The following is a 14,834-nucleotide window of genomic DNA, read 5'->3' on the forward strand; positions in this document are numbered from 1 at the left end:
ACATAACGACAGCCCGCGGATGATCTGCGGGTTCAGGAACGACGCATCCGGCGCGACGGTCCGCATCGACTGGGATCAAGTCGACAGCGCAGTCGCCGCCGCGCCCGACGCTTTTGTTTGGCTCCACCTCGACGTCTCCGACGTCCGCGTCCAGCGATGGCTGAGCGATCAGCCATCGCTCAGCCGCGAGACCAAGGCGCTCCTGCTCGGCACGGAGAACCACGTTCCGCTGCGCGTGGTCGGCGACGCCGCCATGGGCGTCGTCAGCGATCTGCATCATGATTTCGACGACGATCCATCCGCGGTCGGCGCGCTCCGCGTCTTCTTCGACGAGCGTCGCCTGATCACGGCTCGAAGGCATCCGCTCCAGGCCGTGGACCGGCTGCGCCGCACCGTCGAGCGCGGTCGCTGCGAGCTTCGCCCGATCCCGATGATCGCTGCGCTCCTCCATCATCTCGCCGACGCCTTCATCACCCTGGTGCATGAGGCCACCGTGGACCTCGACGCCATCGAAGCCGCGATCCTCGACGATGCGGGCGAGGGCGCAGCCGATCTCGGCCGGGTGCGGCGACAGCTTGCGCGTCTTCGGCGTCATCTCGGACCGCAGCGTCTCGCGCTCGGCGCGCTTGGAGCGCGCCCGCCGGCCTGGGCGTCTTCGGAGGATTCCGCGACGCTTCGGGACGCGGTCTCGCGCATCGATGGCGTCGGCCACGATCTCGATCTCGCACAGGAGCGCGCACGCCAACTGCAAGACGAGCGCGCCGCGGCGCTCGCCGAGATCACCAACCGGAACCTCTACGTCCTCTCGATCTTCACCGCCGTCTTCCTGCCGATGACGCTGGTCACGGGGGTGTTCGGGATGAATGTCGGCGGCTTGCCGGGACTGAACGACCCCAGCGGATTCTTCTGGACGATGGTCCTGATGGCCGCGACCGGCGGCGCCACTCTGGTCGTGCTGAAAATCTCGCGGATATTCTGATCAGCCTGAAGCAGGGGTTCGCTCTAGGGATGATTGTCTCGTCGCGCCGCAGGGTCTATGGGCCTCGCTTCCGAAGACGTCGTCGCCTGAAAGCCAGCCCTTGCCCTCCCCCGCCCGCAACTCGCCCGCCCGCGTCCTGTTCGCGAGCCTGATCGGCACGACGATCGAGTTCTTCGATTTCTACATCTACGCCACCGCGGCGGTGCTGGTGTTCCCGAAGCTGTTCTTCCCCAGCAGCGATCCGGCCTCGGGCGTCCTGCAATCCTTCGCGACCTTCGCGATCGCCTTCTTCGCACGGCCGTTCGGGGCTGCGATCTTTGGGCATTTCGGCGACCGGATCGGCCGCAAAGCGACGTTGGTCGCCGCGCTGATGACGATGGGCGTGTCGACGGTCGCCATCGGCCTCCTGCCGGCCTATGCGCAGATCGGCGTTGCGGCGCCCCTGCTGCTCGCGCTGTTCCGCCTCGGCCAGGGTCTTGGGCTCGGGGGCGAATGGGGCGGCGCCGTGCTGCTTGCGACCGAGAACGCGCCTCCCGGCAAGGAGGCCTGGTACGGGATGTTCCCGCAGCTCGGCGCGCCGATCGGCTTCATCTGCTCGGCGTCAAGCTTCCTCCTGCTCGACTGGGCGCTCACCGACGAACAGTTCTTCGCCTTCGGCTGGCGCGTTCCTTTCATCGCGAGCGCCCTGCTCGTGATCGTCGGGCTCTATGTCCGCCTCAAGATCACGGAGACGCCGGCTTTCAAGGAGGCGCTTGACCGCCACGAGCGCGTGCGCGTGCCGATGCTCACGGTCCTGAAGGAGCACACCGGAATCCTCGCGCTCAGCACGCTGGGCGCGACCGCGACCTTTACCATTTTCTACCTGATGACGGTGTTCGCCCTGAGCTGGGGCACCAGCGTGCTCGGTTACGCCCGCCACGACTTCCTGCCGTTGCAGATGATCGGCATGGTGTTCTTCGGGCTGCTTATCCCCGCCGCCGCGCGCCTTGCCGACCGCATCGGGCGTGAGGTCACGCTGATCTGGGCGACGGTCGCGATCTTCCTGTTCGGCTTTCTTTTCGAGCCGCTGTTCGGCTCGGGCGGCGTGGCCGGCGTGATCCTGTTTCTGGTGATCGGCCTTGGCCTGATGGGCGCGACTTACGGACCGCTGAGCTCGGCGCTCGCCGAACTGTTCCCCACGGCGGTGCGCTACACCGGCGCCTCGCTCGCCTTCAACCTCGCCGGCATCTTGGGTGCCTCACCCGCGCCCTATGTCGCAACGTGGCTGGCTCACGCCTACGGTCTGGCGGCGGTCGGCTGGTATCTGTCGGCGGTCTCCGCCGTGACCGGACTCGCGCTCTATGGCATCGCGCGGCGTTCGGCGCAGTTCGCGCCAAGCCAAGCGTAGCCACCCCGGCGCTCCGTGCGAATGCGCCCTGCGCGACCCGCGCCAAAGTCTTTCCAAAATATAATCCGGCTTACGAGAGGTAATAGAGAACTTTTCGAGTTGGGCCGCGTTCATCACACGAACTCGGATTCATCGACTGGATATTCATGTGAACGCCAAGTCAAAGTTGGACGTCTTCGTCCTTTATGATCGAAGCGAGACGTGATTCCGGAACCGGAGAAAGAGGCGTGGATAGAAAAGGCCGCTGCCGAACCAGAGCTCTCCACGATATCTCTCGCCGAGGAGAAAGTCCGGCTTACTAAGCGTAAGGTCGAGACCGGTAGAGTTCGTGTAAGCACATATACTGAAACGACCGAAAAACTGGTGAGCGATATCCTCAGGAGTGAGGATGTCGAGTTGACGCGTGTTGCGTTCGATAGGCCCATCAGCGACGGGGAAGATTTGCCTCAAGTTAGAGTTGAAGGCGATCTTACGATTATCCCCGTCATCGAAGAGATCCTGTTCGTCGAAAAACGGCTTGTGCTCAAAGAAGAACTTCATCTCCGCCGCGTGACGACGGAAGACGAAGTTGAAATTCCGGTCACGTTGCGTAGGCAGCATGCATTGGTTGAGCGTGTAGAAACCAGTATACCCGACCCAATAGAGAGCAAGGACGCCACGTCATGACCCAGACCATCACTGCGATGTACGATTCGCCAGCCGAAGCCCAAGCCGCCGTCGAAAAGCTTGTCAGCGCCGGCGTCTCCCGCTCCGCTATCCGCCTCGTAGCCGGTAGCGATAAAGCCGCCAATCAGGCCGGCTCGTACGATCACGCTACCGATGACCGGGGCTTCTGGGCCTCGCTCAAGGATATGTTCATGCCGGACGAGGACCGTTACGCCTACAGCGAGGGCCTCAATCGCGGCGGCACGCTGTTGACCGCCCAGGTTCCGGACGAAGACGCCGAGGGCGCGATGGACATCGTCGAGGAGCACGGATCGGTGGACCTGAACGAGCGCGAAAGCGCCTGGCGCAAGGAAGGCTGGAGCGGTTATCAGAAGCCGGGACTTGGCGCATCTGGCACGCCCGCCGGCGGGGTCGTGGGCTCTGGCGGCTCGTCCTCGGCGTTCGAATCCGGCGCGATCGACGCGGGTTCGACGCGGTTCGAGGGCCGCACCGCGGGCGCAGACGAGCAGACGCTCTCCGAGGTCGAAGAGCGTCTTCAGGTCGGCAAGCGTGTGGCCGAGCATGGCCGGGTCCGTCTGCGCTCCTACGTCGTCGAGACGCCTGTCGAAGAGCAGATCACGCTCCGGGACGAGAATGTGCACGTCGATCGGCGGACGGTGGACCGTCCCGTTACAGCGGCCGATGAGGCGCTGTTTGCGGAGAAGACCATCGAGGCCGTCGAACGCGGCGAGCACGCCGTGGTCAGCAAGGACGTCCGCGTCACCGGCGAAGTCGGCATTCGCACGGAGCAGAGCGAGCGGACCGAGACGATCTCCGACAAGGTCCGGCGCACCGAGGTCGAAGTCGAAGACGACCGCGGCGAATTTGAGCGGACCGGCACGTCTGGCGTTTCGAACGCAACGAAACGCTAAGCTCAACTCACTTCGGATTACTGCGACGCTCCGCCTCATCGGCGGAGCGTTTTCAGTTTGTTTACCATCTCTCCGGCCACACTAGGGACGCCGGAGGTCACGCCGCATGCGCACCATCCACGTCGAGCAGGATCTACGGTTCCGCTTTCCAGGTCAGTCCGCGGACTTCGATGAAGGCGTGGAGATCGGCCTTCTGATCGCGAGGATGGCGGATGGCGTCATCGCATTCGAGCAGACGGTCGCCGCATCCACGCTCGAGCAGGCTTCCGCCGTCGCGACGCGTCTCGGTTATCGTCTGTCGGTGCTTCGAGCGGACGACGAAAGACTTCTGCTCTCGGTGTCCCGTTTCAGCAGGCGTCCGCAGCTCAAGCTCGTCTACGAGAGAGCGTCAGCGCTCTGAGATTTTTGGTCCGTCGGCGAGCCACCCCGCGGGCGGCGGCGTCTTCGGCTCATAAGGGCAAAGGTCGCGGATCAGGCAGCGCCAACATTCCGGCCGCCGCGCCTTGCAGACGTAGCGGCCGTGCAGGATCAGCCAATGATGCGCGTGCCGGCGGTAGCGCTCCGGCACGACCTTTTCCAGGCCGATCTCGACAGCGAGCGGCGTCGATCCGGGCGCGAGCTGAAGGCGGTTGCCGAGCCGGAACAGATGGGTGTCGACCGCGATCGTCGGTTCGCCGAAGGCGTTGTTCAGCACGACGTTCGCAGTTTTCCGACCGACGCCCGGCAGCAGCTCCAGCGCCGGGCGCGACGGCGGCACAGCGCCGCCATGCTCGTCGATCAAGCGCTGCGACAACGCCACGACGTTCTTCGCCTTGGCGCGGTAGAGGCCGATGGTGCGGATCAGTTCCTGCACGCGCTCTTCGCCGAGCCGGACCATAGCTTCCGGCGTCGCGGCCTCCGCATACAGTCTGCGCGTCGCCTTGTTGACGCCGACGTCGGTCGCCTGAGCGGAGAGCACGACGGCGACGAGCAGCGTATAGGGGTCGACATATTCGAGCTCGCCCCGCGGCTCGGGCTCACGCGCCTGAAAGCGGCGGAACATCTCCTCGACGGTCGCCGGAGGAAGTCGCTTGATCCGGCTGCGCCGGGCTACGGCCACAGGCTTTTTCTCGGGGCGGGACTGACGATCGGCCATGTCGGGACCTATACTTCGCCGATGACCATGGACGCCAGACGGCCGGCCGCCGACGCCACGGTGTTCGCCGCAGAGATCACGCCCCACCGGTCGCTCGGTAGGCGGGGGTATCTCGCGGTCATGGTCGGATTCGGCGTGCTTTCGACGATCGTCAGCGTGCCGTTCTACCTGCTCGGCGCATGGCCGGTGCTCGGTTTTCTTGGGCTCGACGTGCTCGCGCTCTGGATCGCGTTCCGGCTCAGCTTCGCGCAGGCGCGCGCCTGCGAGCAGATCGTGCTGACGTACTTCGAGCTCCTCGTGCGCAAGGTCACGCCAGCCGGCGCTGCGAGCGAATGGCGGTTCAACCCAGCCTGGGTGCGCATGGAAAGCGAGAGCGACGAAGAGTTCGGCATGACGCAGCTGTCGATCGCGGAGAAACGCCGGTCGATCCATCTCGCGGAGGCGCTGTCGCCTCGCGAACGCGCGGACTTCGCGACGCATTTCGGACGCGCGCTCGCCACCGCGAAGGCCGGCCCGCGAGGCGCTCCGACGCCTGGCCACGATCAATGCCCAGCGACGCCGCCCACCTAAACTTTTGTGAGGAAAGGATTCCGGAACCGATTTGCGGGTCCGGCGTTTTCACATCACGACGGCGCGTATAAGGGGGGAGCGTCGTCCCGCGACACATTCGCCTCCTCTCGCCTGAAAGGACGACGAGCTATGGAAGGCCCGCTCATTGGTATTCTGATCACGGTCCTCGTGATCTTCCTCGTGCTCTACCTCATCGGCATGCTGCCGATCGACGGGCGCGCGAAGCAGATCATCCGGATCATCGTGATCATCATCGGAATCATCTCGCTGCTGAAATATCTCGCAGTATTTTGATGCCAGACGTGAACGGCGGGCTCAGGCCCGCCGTTTTTCGATCATCGGCATCCGCTCGCCACGCAGCATGCGCTCCCAGCGGAGCGCGTGATCGACAACCAGGTCGATATTGTCGCGGCTCGGCTTCCAGCCGAGCTTCGCACGAATAAGCGTCGCGTCCGCGATAGAGACGTAGGGGTCGCCCTCGCGTCGTGGCCCTTCGACGACGGGAAGCGGCTTCCCCGTCACACGATTCACTGCGTCGACGACTTCGCGCACGGAATAGCCGTGCCCGTAGCCGCAATTCAGCGTCAGGCTGCCGCGATCCTCGCGCAGATGCCTCAGCGCCGCCACGTGCGCATCGGCGAGATCGGAGACGTGGATGTAGTCCCGCACCCCGGTTCCGTCCGGCGTCGGCAGGTCCGTGCCCATGATCTGGAGCTTCGGCCCGATCCCGAGCGCCGCTCTCACAGCCAGCGTGATCAGGTTCGACGCGGCCGGGGACCTCTGCCCGGCGCGCATCGCGGCATCGGCGCCGGCGACATTGAAATAGCGCAACACGACGTAAGACATGCCGTAGGCCGCGCCGACGTCGCGTAGAATGCGCTCCGACATCGCCTTGGACGCGCCGTAGGGCGAGGCCGGATCACACGGAGCGCTCTCCGGCGTCGGCGTTGGCGGCGCCATGCCGTAGACGGCGGCCGTCGACGAGAAGATGAAGCGCTTTACGTTGGCCGCGACGAGGGTCTCCAGGAGGCCATGGGTCCGCAGGGTGTTCGCGGCGTAATATCCGAGCGGATCACGCACGGATTCAGGCGCGACGATGCGGGCCGCAAAATGCGCGACGGCGTCGATCCCATGTTGGCCGAGCGTCCGCATCAGGAGCGCGTTGTCGCCGACGTCGCCGATGACGAGCGGCACGTCGGCCGGCACGGCCTCACGGAAGCCGGTCGACAGATTGTCGAGCACGACGACCGGCTCGCCCGCATCCCGCAGAGCGAGAACCATATGGGAGCCGATGTAGCCGGCGCCGCCGGTAACCAGCACGGTCATTGGGTCCGCTCCTAACCTGACACAGGAAGACGACCTTAAGGCGGGAGGCCTTACGGTTTGGTTGCGTGCGGACAGGTCATTGCGCGCAGCAAGCGCTAACGGTTCGTTAACGCCGCCGGGTGATTGTCTGCGCCGGGTTCAGCATGTGAGGAGTCGACCCGTTCATGCGGCAAGCCATCAGGTCGGATGCGCAGGCGTCCAATGGCCGCTGGTGGCGGGGCCTCGCAGCGCGGTCGACGGCGGCCGTCGGGGCTCTTCTGGCCGGGCTATCGATCATCATGATCGTCACGGTCGCCCTGTCCGTGAGATCGGCGACGATCGACACGATTGAAGCCGATCTCGTCGCCGACGTCGAGATGATCGCCGCGGATCTGCAACAGCACGATTTCTCGTCCGCGCATTTCGACACGCTCGCCCCGCGCCTCGGCGGCTACGCTTATATCGTCGGGGCCGACGGCGCCGTGCTGGTGGGCGCCACGCCCGCGAATGCGTGGCGCTTCTCCAAGCAGTCTCTTCCGGGCTCCGCGAGCGAAAGCGCCGCCTTGGTCGCCCGTGCGGACGGCTTCGCTCACGCAGCCAAGCCGATTGTCGTTCGCGGACAGCCGGCCACGCTGCGGATGGGCCGGTCGCTCGCCACCGCCCAGGACGCGGCGCTCGCCGCTGCGGCGCGTGGCGTGCTCGCGACGCTCGCATTCCTCGCCCTCGCGCTTCCCACGGCGGCCCTGCTGACCGATCGCGCCGCAGCTCCCCTGCGGGCTCTCACGCGCGCCGTCTCCAGACCCGGCCAAAGCCAGGAGGCTCTCGATCGTGCGGGTGGGCGGCGCGACGAGATCGGGGCGCTCGCCCGCGCCCATCTCTCCATCGCGCGCAATCTTGCGGAAAGCGCGGCGCAGCTTCACAGGCTGACGTTCGACGATCCCGTCACTCTGCTCCCCAACCGCGAAAGCCTGATGAGCCGCCTCGCCAGCGCGCTCCAGGTGGGCGAAAGCATTGCGCTCGTGAAGATCGAGATCGAAGGCTTGGCCCGCGTGATGGCGGGGCTCGGCCAGCGTCAGGGCGACGAAGCGGTCCGCGCCGCTGCCGCCCGTCTCAGGAAGGCGGCCACGGAGTGGGCGCTGCAGGCGAGCCCGCCGCCGCCGCGCGGCGCCGACGCGCCGGTGTTCGTCGCGCGCATCTCCGAGGCTCAGTTCGCGATGCTTGCGCCGGGCGTCGCTTCCGAGACGGCGCAGCAGCTCGCGGCGAAGGCCATCGCGGCGTTCGCCTCACCAATGCCGCTCGGCGAACACCACATCACGCTGACGATGTGCGCGGGCGTCGCCGTCAGTCCGTCCGACGGCGACGAGGCCGGCGCCCTGCTGCGCAGCGCGGACGCCGCGCTCGAGGCGGCGCGCGCCGCCGGCCCGATGTCGGTCAGGGCCGCGGCGGCCGACCTCAATCGGATCGCCTACGGACGGCTCAGGATCGAGGAGGATCTCCGCCGCGCGCTCGAACTCGGCCAACTCGAGGTGCACTACCAGCCGCAGATCGCGCTCGCGGACGGCGAGGTCAGCGGGGTCGAGGCCCTCGTGCGCTGGCGTCACCCGACGCGCGGATTGGTGCCGCCCGGCGAATTCGTCGAGGTGGCGGAGCAATGCGGCCTGGTCGAGCCACTCGGTCGCTTCGTGCTCGCCGACGCCTGCAAGCTGTGCGCGAACTGGGCCGCGGCCGGCGTCACGCTGAGGGTCGCGATCAACGTCTCGACCATCCAGTTCCGTCATCCGCGCTTCGCTGAAACGACACTCGATATCATCCGCGCCTCGGGCGCCGATCCCGCTTCGATCGAACTCGAGATCACCGAAAGCGCGGCGATGGGCGATCCGGAACACGCCGCACGCGAGCTCGCGCCGCTGAAGGCGGCCGGCGTTCGCGTCGCGATCGACGACTTCGGCACCGGATATTCGAACCTCGCGACGCTGACTCAATTGCCGTTCGACGTGCTGAAGATCGATCGCGCCTTCGTGCGGGACGCCCTCCACAGCCCGGCGGCCCATGTCGTCGTCGGAACCGTCATCGCGATGGCCGAAAAGCTCGGCTTCGAGAGCGTCGCGGAAGGCGTCGAGACCGAGGAGCAGCTGGATCTCGTGAAGAGCTGCGGCGCGACCCATGCGCAGGGCTACCTTTTCGCCCGCCCTCTGACTGCGGAAGCGCTCGAGGCATGGTACGCGAACCGGATGGTCGCGCGGCTGCGGCTGGTGACGCAGCGCGGGACGTCACCCATCATTGAGCCGTCGCGCCGAACCGTCTAGAACCCGCCGGCCTGACGCCAAGCCGAAAGCCGGGACCCGATGACCGGAACGTCTCCGAACCCTCACGATACCGCCCGCATTCTCGTCGAGGCGCTGCCCTACATGCAGCGCTACGACGCGGCGACCGTCGTGGTGAAGTACGGCGGCAACGCCATGGGCGACGCCGACGCCGCCCGCTGGTTCGCGCAGGACGTCGCGATCCTGAAGGAGGTCGGCATCAACCCTGTGGTGGTGCACGGCGGCGGCCCCCAGATCGGCAGGATGCTCGACCGGCTCGGCATCAAGAACGAGTTCAAGGCCGGCCTTCGCGTGACCGACGCCGCGACGGTCGAGATCGTCGAGATGATCCTCGCCGGGTCCATTAACAAGAACATCGTCGCCGCGATCAACGCCGAGGGCGGCAGGGCGATCGGCCTGTCCGGCAAGGACGGCGGCATGGTGTTTGCGCGCAAGGTCTCGCGCAGCCTGATCGATCCCCAAACCGGCCGCGAGGAGGTCGCCGATCTCGGCTTCGTCGGCGAGCCCTCCCAGGTCGACCGCACCGTGCTCGATTGGGCGATCAAGTCCGACTTCATCCCCGTCGTCGCTCCGGTCGCGGGCTCGGCGGATGGCCGCGAGACCTACAACGTCAACGCCGACACGTTCGCCGGCGCGATCGCCGGGGCCGTCGAGGCCAAACGCCTGCTGATGCTGACCGACGTGCCGGGCGTGCTCGACCGCGACAAGAAACTGATCCACCAGCTCACGATCGAGGAGGCCCGCCGGCTAATCGCCGACGGCACCGTCTCCGGCGGCATGATCCCAAAGGTCGAGACCTGCATCTACGCGGTCGAGCGGGGCGTTGAAGGCGTCGTCATCCTCGACGGCAAGACTCCCCACGCGGTCCTGATCGAGCTGCTCACGCCGGGCGGCGCCGGCACGCTGATCACGCGCTGAAACCGGAGACCGCCATGGCCGTCGTCCCGTTCAAGCGTCCGGAAGATTCCCGCCGGCCCAAGGCCGCAAGCGTAGCCCAGCGCAGCTTCGGCGAGTTCGCCGCGGCGATGCTCGTCATCGGCGTCGTCTGCTTCCTGATGCCGATGCTATGGGCCGGCGTCCCGCAGATGATGCTGGCGGTCGTCCATCTGCTCGTCGCCGTCGTCTACTTTACGCAGGGACCGCGGATCGCAGCCGGCGCCTGGATTGCGCTGACGCTGGTCTGCCTCGCGCTCACCGGCGCGCCCTCGCCAGTCACCTACGCAATCTCGCGCGCCGCAATCGCGCTCGACGCCGGGCTCCGATGACCGCGGCTTCGGCTTAAGGCCTGCGCTCTTGACCGAGATCGCGACGCCGCTAGCCTCCCGCACCCAACGCGCCGGAGGCTGCATGCCCGCCGAAATCGTCCTCGTCCCCTGCCTGTCCGACAATTACGCGGTGATCCTGAAGGATGTCGCGAGCGACACGATCGTCCTCGTCGACGCGCCGGAGGACGGCCCGATCGTCGAAGCGCTCGATGCGCGGGGCTGGGGCCTCACCGACATCCTCGTCACCCACAAACACAACGACCACGTCGCGGGCCTTCCAGCGCTGAAACAGCGTTATGGCGCTCGGATCTTCGGCCCGAAGGCCGAGGCCTCCTCCATTCCCGGCATCGACGTCGAGCTCGTCGAGGGCGATGTCGCGGCGATCGGGCCATGGGCCTTCGAGACCATCGCCACGCCCGGCCACACCAAGGGCCACGTCGTGTTCTTCGAACCCCGCGAGAAATGGCTGTTCTCCGGCGACACCCTGTTCGTCATGGGCTGCGGACGGCTGTTCGAGGATACGCCGGCGGCCATGTGGGACTCGCTCTCGAAGCTCGCGCGCCTGCCGAACGAAACCACGGTCTGGTGCGGGCACGAATACACCGCGTCGAACGCGAAGTTCTGCGCCGGGGTACTGCCAGACGACGCGGCGATCACCGAGCGGCTGCGCAAGGTCGAGGCGGCCCGCGCGGCGGGCCAACCGACCGTGCCGACCACGATCGGCGCCGAGAAGGTGACGAACATCTTCCTGCGCGCGGCCGAGGAGAAGGTCGCCGCCGCGGTCGGCCTGTCGGCTGAAGATCCCGCCGCCGTCTTCGCTGAACTCCGCGAGCGGAAGAACCGCGGTTGAGCTCGCTCGATGATCTTTCCGCGCAGGACGTCATCGCCCGGCTGAACCTCGAGCCGCATCCGGAGGGCGGCCACTTCCGCGAGACCTATCGCGACGAGGCGACGGATTCCGGCGGCCGGTCTCGCTCGACCGCGATCTACTTCCTGCTCGCCGCCGGCGAGGTCTCGCACTGGCACAGGGTTGACGCGGTCGAGGTCTGGCACTGGTACGCCGGCGGCCCCCTCGCGCTGACGCTCTCGGCCGACGGCCACGACGCGGAAGCTCATCGGCTCGGGCCGAACCTCATGTCCGGCGAAGCCCCTCAGATCGTCGTGCCTGCCGGCTGCTGGCAGGCGGCGGAAAGCCTCGGTCGCTGGACGCTGGTTGGATGCACCGTCGCGCCGGGCTTCGACTTCGCAGGCTTCGAACTCGCCCCGCCGGACTGGCGCCCGACGCCGCGGCCCTCAGGCCTCTAGCCTCTCCACTTTGCGCCGCGAGCCCGCCGCGGCGACGCCGGCGCCGAGGATGATCAGCCCGCAACCTGCGATCAGCGCGGCGCTTGCGGGCGCGACGCCCGCCACGATCAGCAGCAGGACCGAGAGCATCGGGCACGCGTAGGAGGCGACGCCGAGCAGCGCGACATCGCCGCGCTTCATCGCCCAGTCCCAGGCGAAGAACGCCACGCCGACGGGCCCGAGGCCCAAGGCACCGACCGCCGCCCACTGGCGCGCGCCCTCCGGCCAGACCGCCGGCTCGCAGGCGAGATGACAGAGAGCGGCGAGCGCCGCCGTCGCGAGGCAGAAGCCGGCGACCGCCTCAGTCGGCGTCGAGCGGAACAGCCGAGACGTCACCGAATAGACGGCCCAGACGAAGGCGCTCGCGAAGGCCGCAGCATAGCCCGGCCAGTGCGCCGCCTCGAACCCAAGGCCGCCTGTGCGCCCAACAATCAGGAGCGCAGTCCCGCCGAGCCCGCAGACCGCGCCGAGGACATGCCGCGTGGATAGGCCCGCGCCCGGCGCCACAGCTGAGAACAGCACGATGAGGAGAGGCCACAGATAGCAGATCGAGCCGGCTTCCGCCGGCGGCGCGAGCTTGAGCGCTGTGAAGTAGAGCAGGTGATAGCCAAACAGGCCGCCGACGCCATGGACCCACACGAGCGTCGGCTGGCGGAGGACGCGCAAGCCGCTGGGACGGAACGCGGCGACGACGAGCCCGACCGATCCGCCGATCCCGAAGGTCAGGGCCGTCAGCAGGAATGGCGGCGTTGCGCCGGTTTCGGCTGTGAGCAGCGCAAGCGCCGCCCAAAGCAGGATCGCCAGAAGTCCGATAGAGGTGGCGCGGGATGACGGCACGGCCGGTGATTAGACCGCACCGCGCCCGCCGTCATCCCTACGGTCAGGTGATGTACTGGCCGCCATTGATGGTCAGCGTCGAGCCGGTGACGAAACCGGCCTTCTCGCCGGCGAGATAGACCACGGCTTCCGCGATCTCCTCGGATTCGCCGAGGCGCCCCACCGGGATCGTCGCGATGATGCTCTCGCGCACCTTCTCCGGCACCGCCATCACCATCTCGGTCGCGATGTAGCCAGGCGCGATCGCGTTGACGGTCACGCCCTTCTTGGCGTTTTCCTGCGCCAGAGCCTTGGTGAAGCCGATGACGCCGGCCTTGGCGGCGGAATAGTTCGCCTGGCCCATCTGGCCCTTCTGGCCGTTGATCGAGGTGATGTTGATGATGCGGCCGAAGCCGCGCTCGCGCATGCCGTCGATCACCGGGCGGGTCATCGTGAACATCGAGTCGAGATTGGTGCTCATCACCTCCCGCCACTGCTCGAACGTCGCCTTGTGGAACATGGCGTCGCGCGTGATGCCGGCATTGTTGACGAGCACGTCGACCGGCCCGAGCTCCGCCTCGACCTTGGCGATCCCGTCCGCGCAGGCCTGGGGGTCGGAAACGTCCCACTTGAACACCGCGATGCCGTGCTCGGCCTTGAAGGCGTTCGCCTTCTCTTCGTTGCCGGCATAGGTCGCGGCCACGTTGTAGCCGGCGTTTTTGAGGGCGATCGAGATCGCTTCTCCGATGCCGCGGGTTCCGCCGGTCACGAGCGCGGTGCGCGCCATGTCATCCTCCCGTTGATCTGGGCGCAACAGCCCGTCGACGCCGGGGCTCATCCCCGGCCTCGCCTTTCAATTTCAGTTTTCGAGACGCGAGCGCGCTAGTCGCGCGCGACGCACATCGCGATGCCCATGCCGCCGCCGATGCACAGCGTGGCGAGGCCCTTCTTGGCGTCGCGGCGGATCATCTCGTAGATCAGCGTGGTCAGGACGCGCGCCCCGGACGCGCCGATGGGATGGCCGATCGCGATCGCGCCGCCGTTCACGTTGACCTTGCCGGTGTCCCAGCCGAGGTCCTTGTTCACCGCGCAGGCTTGCGCCGCGAAGGCCTCGTTCGCCTCGATCAGGTCGAGGTCGCCGATCGACCAACCGGCCTTCTCGAGCGCCTTTCGCGACGCCGGGATGGGACCTGAACCCATCACCGACGGGTCGACGCCGGCCTGCGCCCAGCTGACGATGCGGGCAAGCGGCTTGAGGTTCTTCGACGAGGCGCGGGACGCGGAGGTCACCACCAGCGCCGCCGCGCCGTCATTGATGCCGGAGGCGTTGCCGGCCGTCACCGTGCCGTCCTTGGAGAAGGCGGGGCGGAGCTTTGCGACCGATTCGAGCGTGGCGCCGTGGCGGATGTACTCGTCCTGGTCGACGACGACGTCGCCCTTCTTCGAGGACACCGTCACCGGGGCGATCTCGTCCTTGAAGCGACCTTCCTTCTGCGCGGCCTCGGCCTTGTTCTGGCTGGCGACCGCGAATTGGTCCTGCTGCTCGCGGGTGATCTGCCACTTCTCGGCGACGTTCTCGGCGGTCGTGCCCATGTGATAGCCGTTGAAGGCGTCCCACAGGCCGTCCTTGATCATCGTGTCGATGAACTTGACGTCGCCCATCTTGGTGCCGGAGCGCATATGCGCGGCGTGCGCCGACTGGCTCATGCTCTCCTGGCCGCCGGAGACCACGATGTCGCTGTCGCCGTTGCGGATCGCCTGGGCCGCGAGCGCGACGGCGCGAAGCCCCGACCCGCACACCTGGTTGATGCCCCAGGCCGAGGCCTCGATCGGGATGCCCGCCGCGATCGACGCCTGGCGCGCCGGGTTCTGCCCCTGCGCCGCCGTCAGCACCTGCCCCAAAATCGTCTCCGAGACCTCGCCGGGCTCGATTCCGGCGCGGGCGAGCGCCGCCTGGATCGCGACCTTGCCGAGTTCATGGGCGGGCAGCGAGGAGAGACCGCCGCTGAACGCGCCGACCGCGGTGCGGGCCGCGCCGACGATGACGACGTCGGTGTCTGCCATGAGAGCTCTCCTTAAGCCGAGCGGTCTTCGCAACCGCGAGACCACACCCGGTTAATGAGCGGCGCGCC

Annotated in this window: 17 protein-coding genes; 12 read left to right on the forward strand and 5 right to left on the reverse strand. The window is 67.2% G+C overall.

The genetic code is table 11. The annotated features are described in order from the left end of the window. The first annotated feature begins 19 nt into the window (after positions 1-19). From EYR15_RS14375 to EYR15_RS14395, 5 genes are all read left to right on the forward strand, one after another. Positions 20-979: a CorA family divalent cation transporter gene (locus EYR15_RS14375; protein WP_131004265.1), complete on the forward strand. Its 960-nt coding sequence runs from the start codon at positions 20-22 to the stop codon at positions 977-979. A 100-nt stretch (positions 980-1,079) separates the two neighbouring features. Beyond that, entirely contained in the window at positions 1,080-2,366 is a 1,287-nt protein-coding gene (locus EYR15_RS14380; protein WP_131004266.1) for an MFS transporter, read from the forward strand. Between the two features lie 201 nt (positions 2,367-2,567). Next, a complete protein-coding gene (locus tag EYR15_RS14385; protein WP_245498335.1) occupies positions 2,568-3,032 on the forward strand; it encodes a YsnF/AvaK domain-containing protein in 465 nt (154 codons plus the stop codon). Beyond that, positions 3,029-3,943 (forward strand): YsnF/AvaK domain-containing protein, encoded by a 915-nt coding sequence (locus EYR15_RS14390; protein WP_131004267.1) that lies wholly within the window; start codon positions 3,029-3,031, stop codon positions 3,941-3,943. The genes EYR15_RS14385 and EYR15_RS14390 overlap by 4 nt, the downstream gene beginning before the upstream one ends. Positions 3,944-4,049: 106 nt before the next feature. After that, positions 4,050-4,343, forward strand: a complete 294-nt coding sequence (locus EYR15_RS14395; RefSeq protein WP_131004268.1) for a hypothetical protein — start codon at positions 4,050-4,052, stop codon at positions 4,341-4,343. Here EYR15_RS14395 and nth read toward each other — a convergent pair. Then, on the reverse strand, positions 4,332-5,078 hold the full coding sequence (nth, locus tag EYR15_RS14400) for an endonuclease III (RefSeq protein WP_131004269.1): 747 nt from the start codon (positions 5,076-5,078) through the stop codon (positions 4,332-4,334). The genes EYR15_RS14395 and nth overlap by 12 nt on opposite strands. A 21-nt stretch (positions 5,079-5,099) precedes the next feature. Between nth and EYR15_RS14405 the strand changes: the two genes are divergently transcribed. Further along, a complete protein-coding gene (locus EYR15_RS14405; protein ID WP_131004270.1) occupies positions 5,100-5,648 on the forward strand; it encodes a DUF2244 domain-containing protein in 549 nt (182 codons plus the stop codon). Positions 5,649-5,777: 129 nt separating this feature from the next. Beyond that, positions 5,778-5,942, forward strand: coding sequence for a Thivi_2564 family membrane protein (locus EYR15_RS17015; RefSeq protein ID WP_165455511.1), 165 nt, complete (start codon positions 5,778-5,780; stop codon positions 5,940-5,942). A 21-nt stretch (positions 5,943-5,963) separates the two neighbouring features. Here the strand turns inward: EYR15_RS17015 and galE are convergent, their stop codons facing one another. Further along, positions 5,964-6,974 carry a UDP-glucose 4-epimerase GalE gene (galE, locus tag EYR15_RS14410; RefSeq protein WP_131004271.1) on the reverse strand — a complete coding sequence of 337 codons (1,011 nt, stop codon included), beginning with the start codon at positions 6,972-6,974 and terminating at the stop codon, positions 5,964-5,966. Between the two features lie 164 nt (positions 6,975-7,138). Between galE and EYR15_RS14415 the strand changes: the two genes are divergently transcribed. The 5 genes from EYR15_RS14415 (at position 7,139) to EYR15_RS14435 (ending at position 11,847) form a co-directional block, all read left to right on the forward strand. Further along, on the forward strand, positions 7,139-9,259 hold the full coding sequence (locus EYR15_RS14415; RefSeq protein WP_245498336.1) for a putative bifunctional diguanylate cyclase/phosphodiesterase: 2,121 nt from the start codon (positions 7,139-7,141) through the stop codon (positions 9,257-9,259). A gap of 39 nt (positions 9,260-9,298) precedes the next feature. Continuing rightward, entirely contained in the window at positions 9,299-10,195 is an 897-nt protein-coding gene (argB, locus tag EYR15_RS14420; protein WP_131004272.1) for an acetylglutamate kinase, read from the forward strand. Between the two features lie 14 nt (positions 10,196-10,209). Then, positions 10,210-10,542, forward strand: coding sequence for a hypothetical protein (locus EYR15_RS14425; protein ID WP_131004273.1), 333 nt, complete (start codon positions 10,210-10,212; stop codon positions 10,540-10,542). Between the two features lie 82 nt (positions 10,543-10,624). Beyond that, positions 10,625-11,392 carry a hydroxyacylglutathione hydrolase gene (gene gloB / locus EYR15_RS14430; RefSeq protein WP_131004274.1) on the forward strand — a complete coding sequence of 256 codons (768 nt, stop codon included), beginning with the start codon at positions 10,625-10,627 and terminating at the stop codon, positions 11,390-11,392. Next, positions 11,389-11,847: a cupin domain-containing protein gene (locus EYR15_RS14435; RefSeq protein ID WP_131004275.1), complete on the forward strand. Its 459-nt coding sequence runs from the start codon at positions 11,389-11,391 to the stop codon at positions 11,845-11,847. The genes gloB and EYR15_RS14435 overlap by 4 nt, the downstream gene beginning before the upstream one ends. Here EYR15_RS14435 and yddG read toward each other — a convergent pair. The 3 genes from yddG to EYR15_RS14450 form a co-directional block, all read right to left on the reverse strand. Further along, complete coding sequence (yddG, locus tag EYR15_RS14440; RefSeq protein WP_131004276.1) at positions 11,836-12,723, reverse strand: aromatic amino acid exporter YddG; 888 nt, start codon at positions 12,721-12,723, stop codon at positions 11,836-11,838. The genes EYR15_RS14435 and yddG overlap by 12 nt on opposite strands. Positions 12,724-12,766: 43 nt before the next feature. Beyond that, positions 12,767-13,489 carry an acetoacetyl-CoA reductase gene (gene phbB, locus EYR15_RS14445; RefSeq protein WP_131004277.1) on the reverse strand — a complete coding sequence of 241 codons (723 nt, stop codon included), beginning with the start codon at positions 13,487-13,489 and terminating at the stop codon, positions 12,767-12,769. Positions 13,490-13,584: 95 nt separating this feature from the next. Continuing rightward, positions 13,585-14,766, reverse strand: a complete 1,182-nt coding sequence (locus tag EYR15_RS14450; protein ID WP_131004278.1) for an acetyl-CoA C-acetyltransferase — start codon at positions 14,764-14,766, stop codon at positions 13,585-13,587. Positions 14,767-14,834 lie beyond the last annotated feature (68 nt).

The organism is Hansschlegelia quercus, assembly GCF_004310425.1.
In the GTDB taxonomy this organism is placed as follows: Bacteria; Pseudomonadota; Alphaproteobacteria; order Rhizobiales; family Methylopilaceae; genus Methylopila; species Methylopila quercus.

Coding starts and splice junctions, on each gene's coding strand:
- EYR15_RS14450 (WP_131004278.1), bottom strand. CDS start 14,766: ATGGCAGACACCGACGTCGTCATCGTCGGCGCGGCCCGCACCGCGGTC.
- EYR15_RS14415 (WP_245498336.1), top strand. CDS start 7,139: ATGCGGCAAGCCATCAGGTCGGATGCGCAGGCGTCCAATGGCCGCTGG.
- galE (WP_131004271.1), bottom strand. CDS start 6,974: ATGACCGTGCTGGTTACCGGCGGCGCCGGCTACATCGGCTCCCATATG.
- EYR15_RS14390 (WP_131004267.1), top strand. CDS start 3,029: ATGACCCAGACCATCACTGCGATGTACGATTCGCCAGCCGAAGCCCAA.
- EYR15_RS14375 (WP_131004265.1), top strand. CDS start 20: ATGATCTGCGGGTTCAGGAACGACGCATCCGGCGCGACGGTCCGCATC.
- EYR15_RS14405 (WP_131004270.1), top strand. CDS start 5,100: ATGACCATGGACGCCAGACGGCCGGCCGCCGACGCCACGGTGTTCGCC.
- EYR15_RS17015 (WP_165455511.1), top strand. CDS start 5,778: ATGGAAGGCCCGCTCATTGGTATTCTGATCACGGTCCTCGTGATCTTC.
- EYR15_RS14425 (WP_131004273.1), top strand. CDS start 10,210: ATGGCCGTCGTCCCGTTCAAGCGTCCGGAAGATTCCCGCCGGCCCAAG.
- phbB (WP_131004277.1), bottom strand. CDS start 13,489: ATGGCGCGCACCGCGCTCGTGACCGGCGGAACCCGCGGCATCGGAGAA.
- gloB (WP_131004274.1), top strand. CDS start 10,625: ATGCCCGCCGAAATCGTCCTCGTCCCCTGCCTGTCCGACAATTACGCG.
- EYR15_RS14395 (WP_131004268.1), top strand. CDS start 4,050: ATGCGCACCATCCACGTCGAGCAGGATCTACGGTTCCGCTTTCCAGGT.
- argB (WP_131004272.1), top strand. CDS start 9,299: ATGACCGGAACGTCTCCGAACCCTCACGATACCGCCCGCATTCTCGTC.
- nth (WP_131004269.1), bottom strand. CDS start 5,078: ATGGCCGATCGTCAGTCCCGCCCCGAGAAAAAGCCTGTGGCCGTAGCC.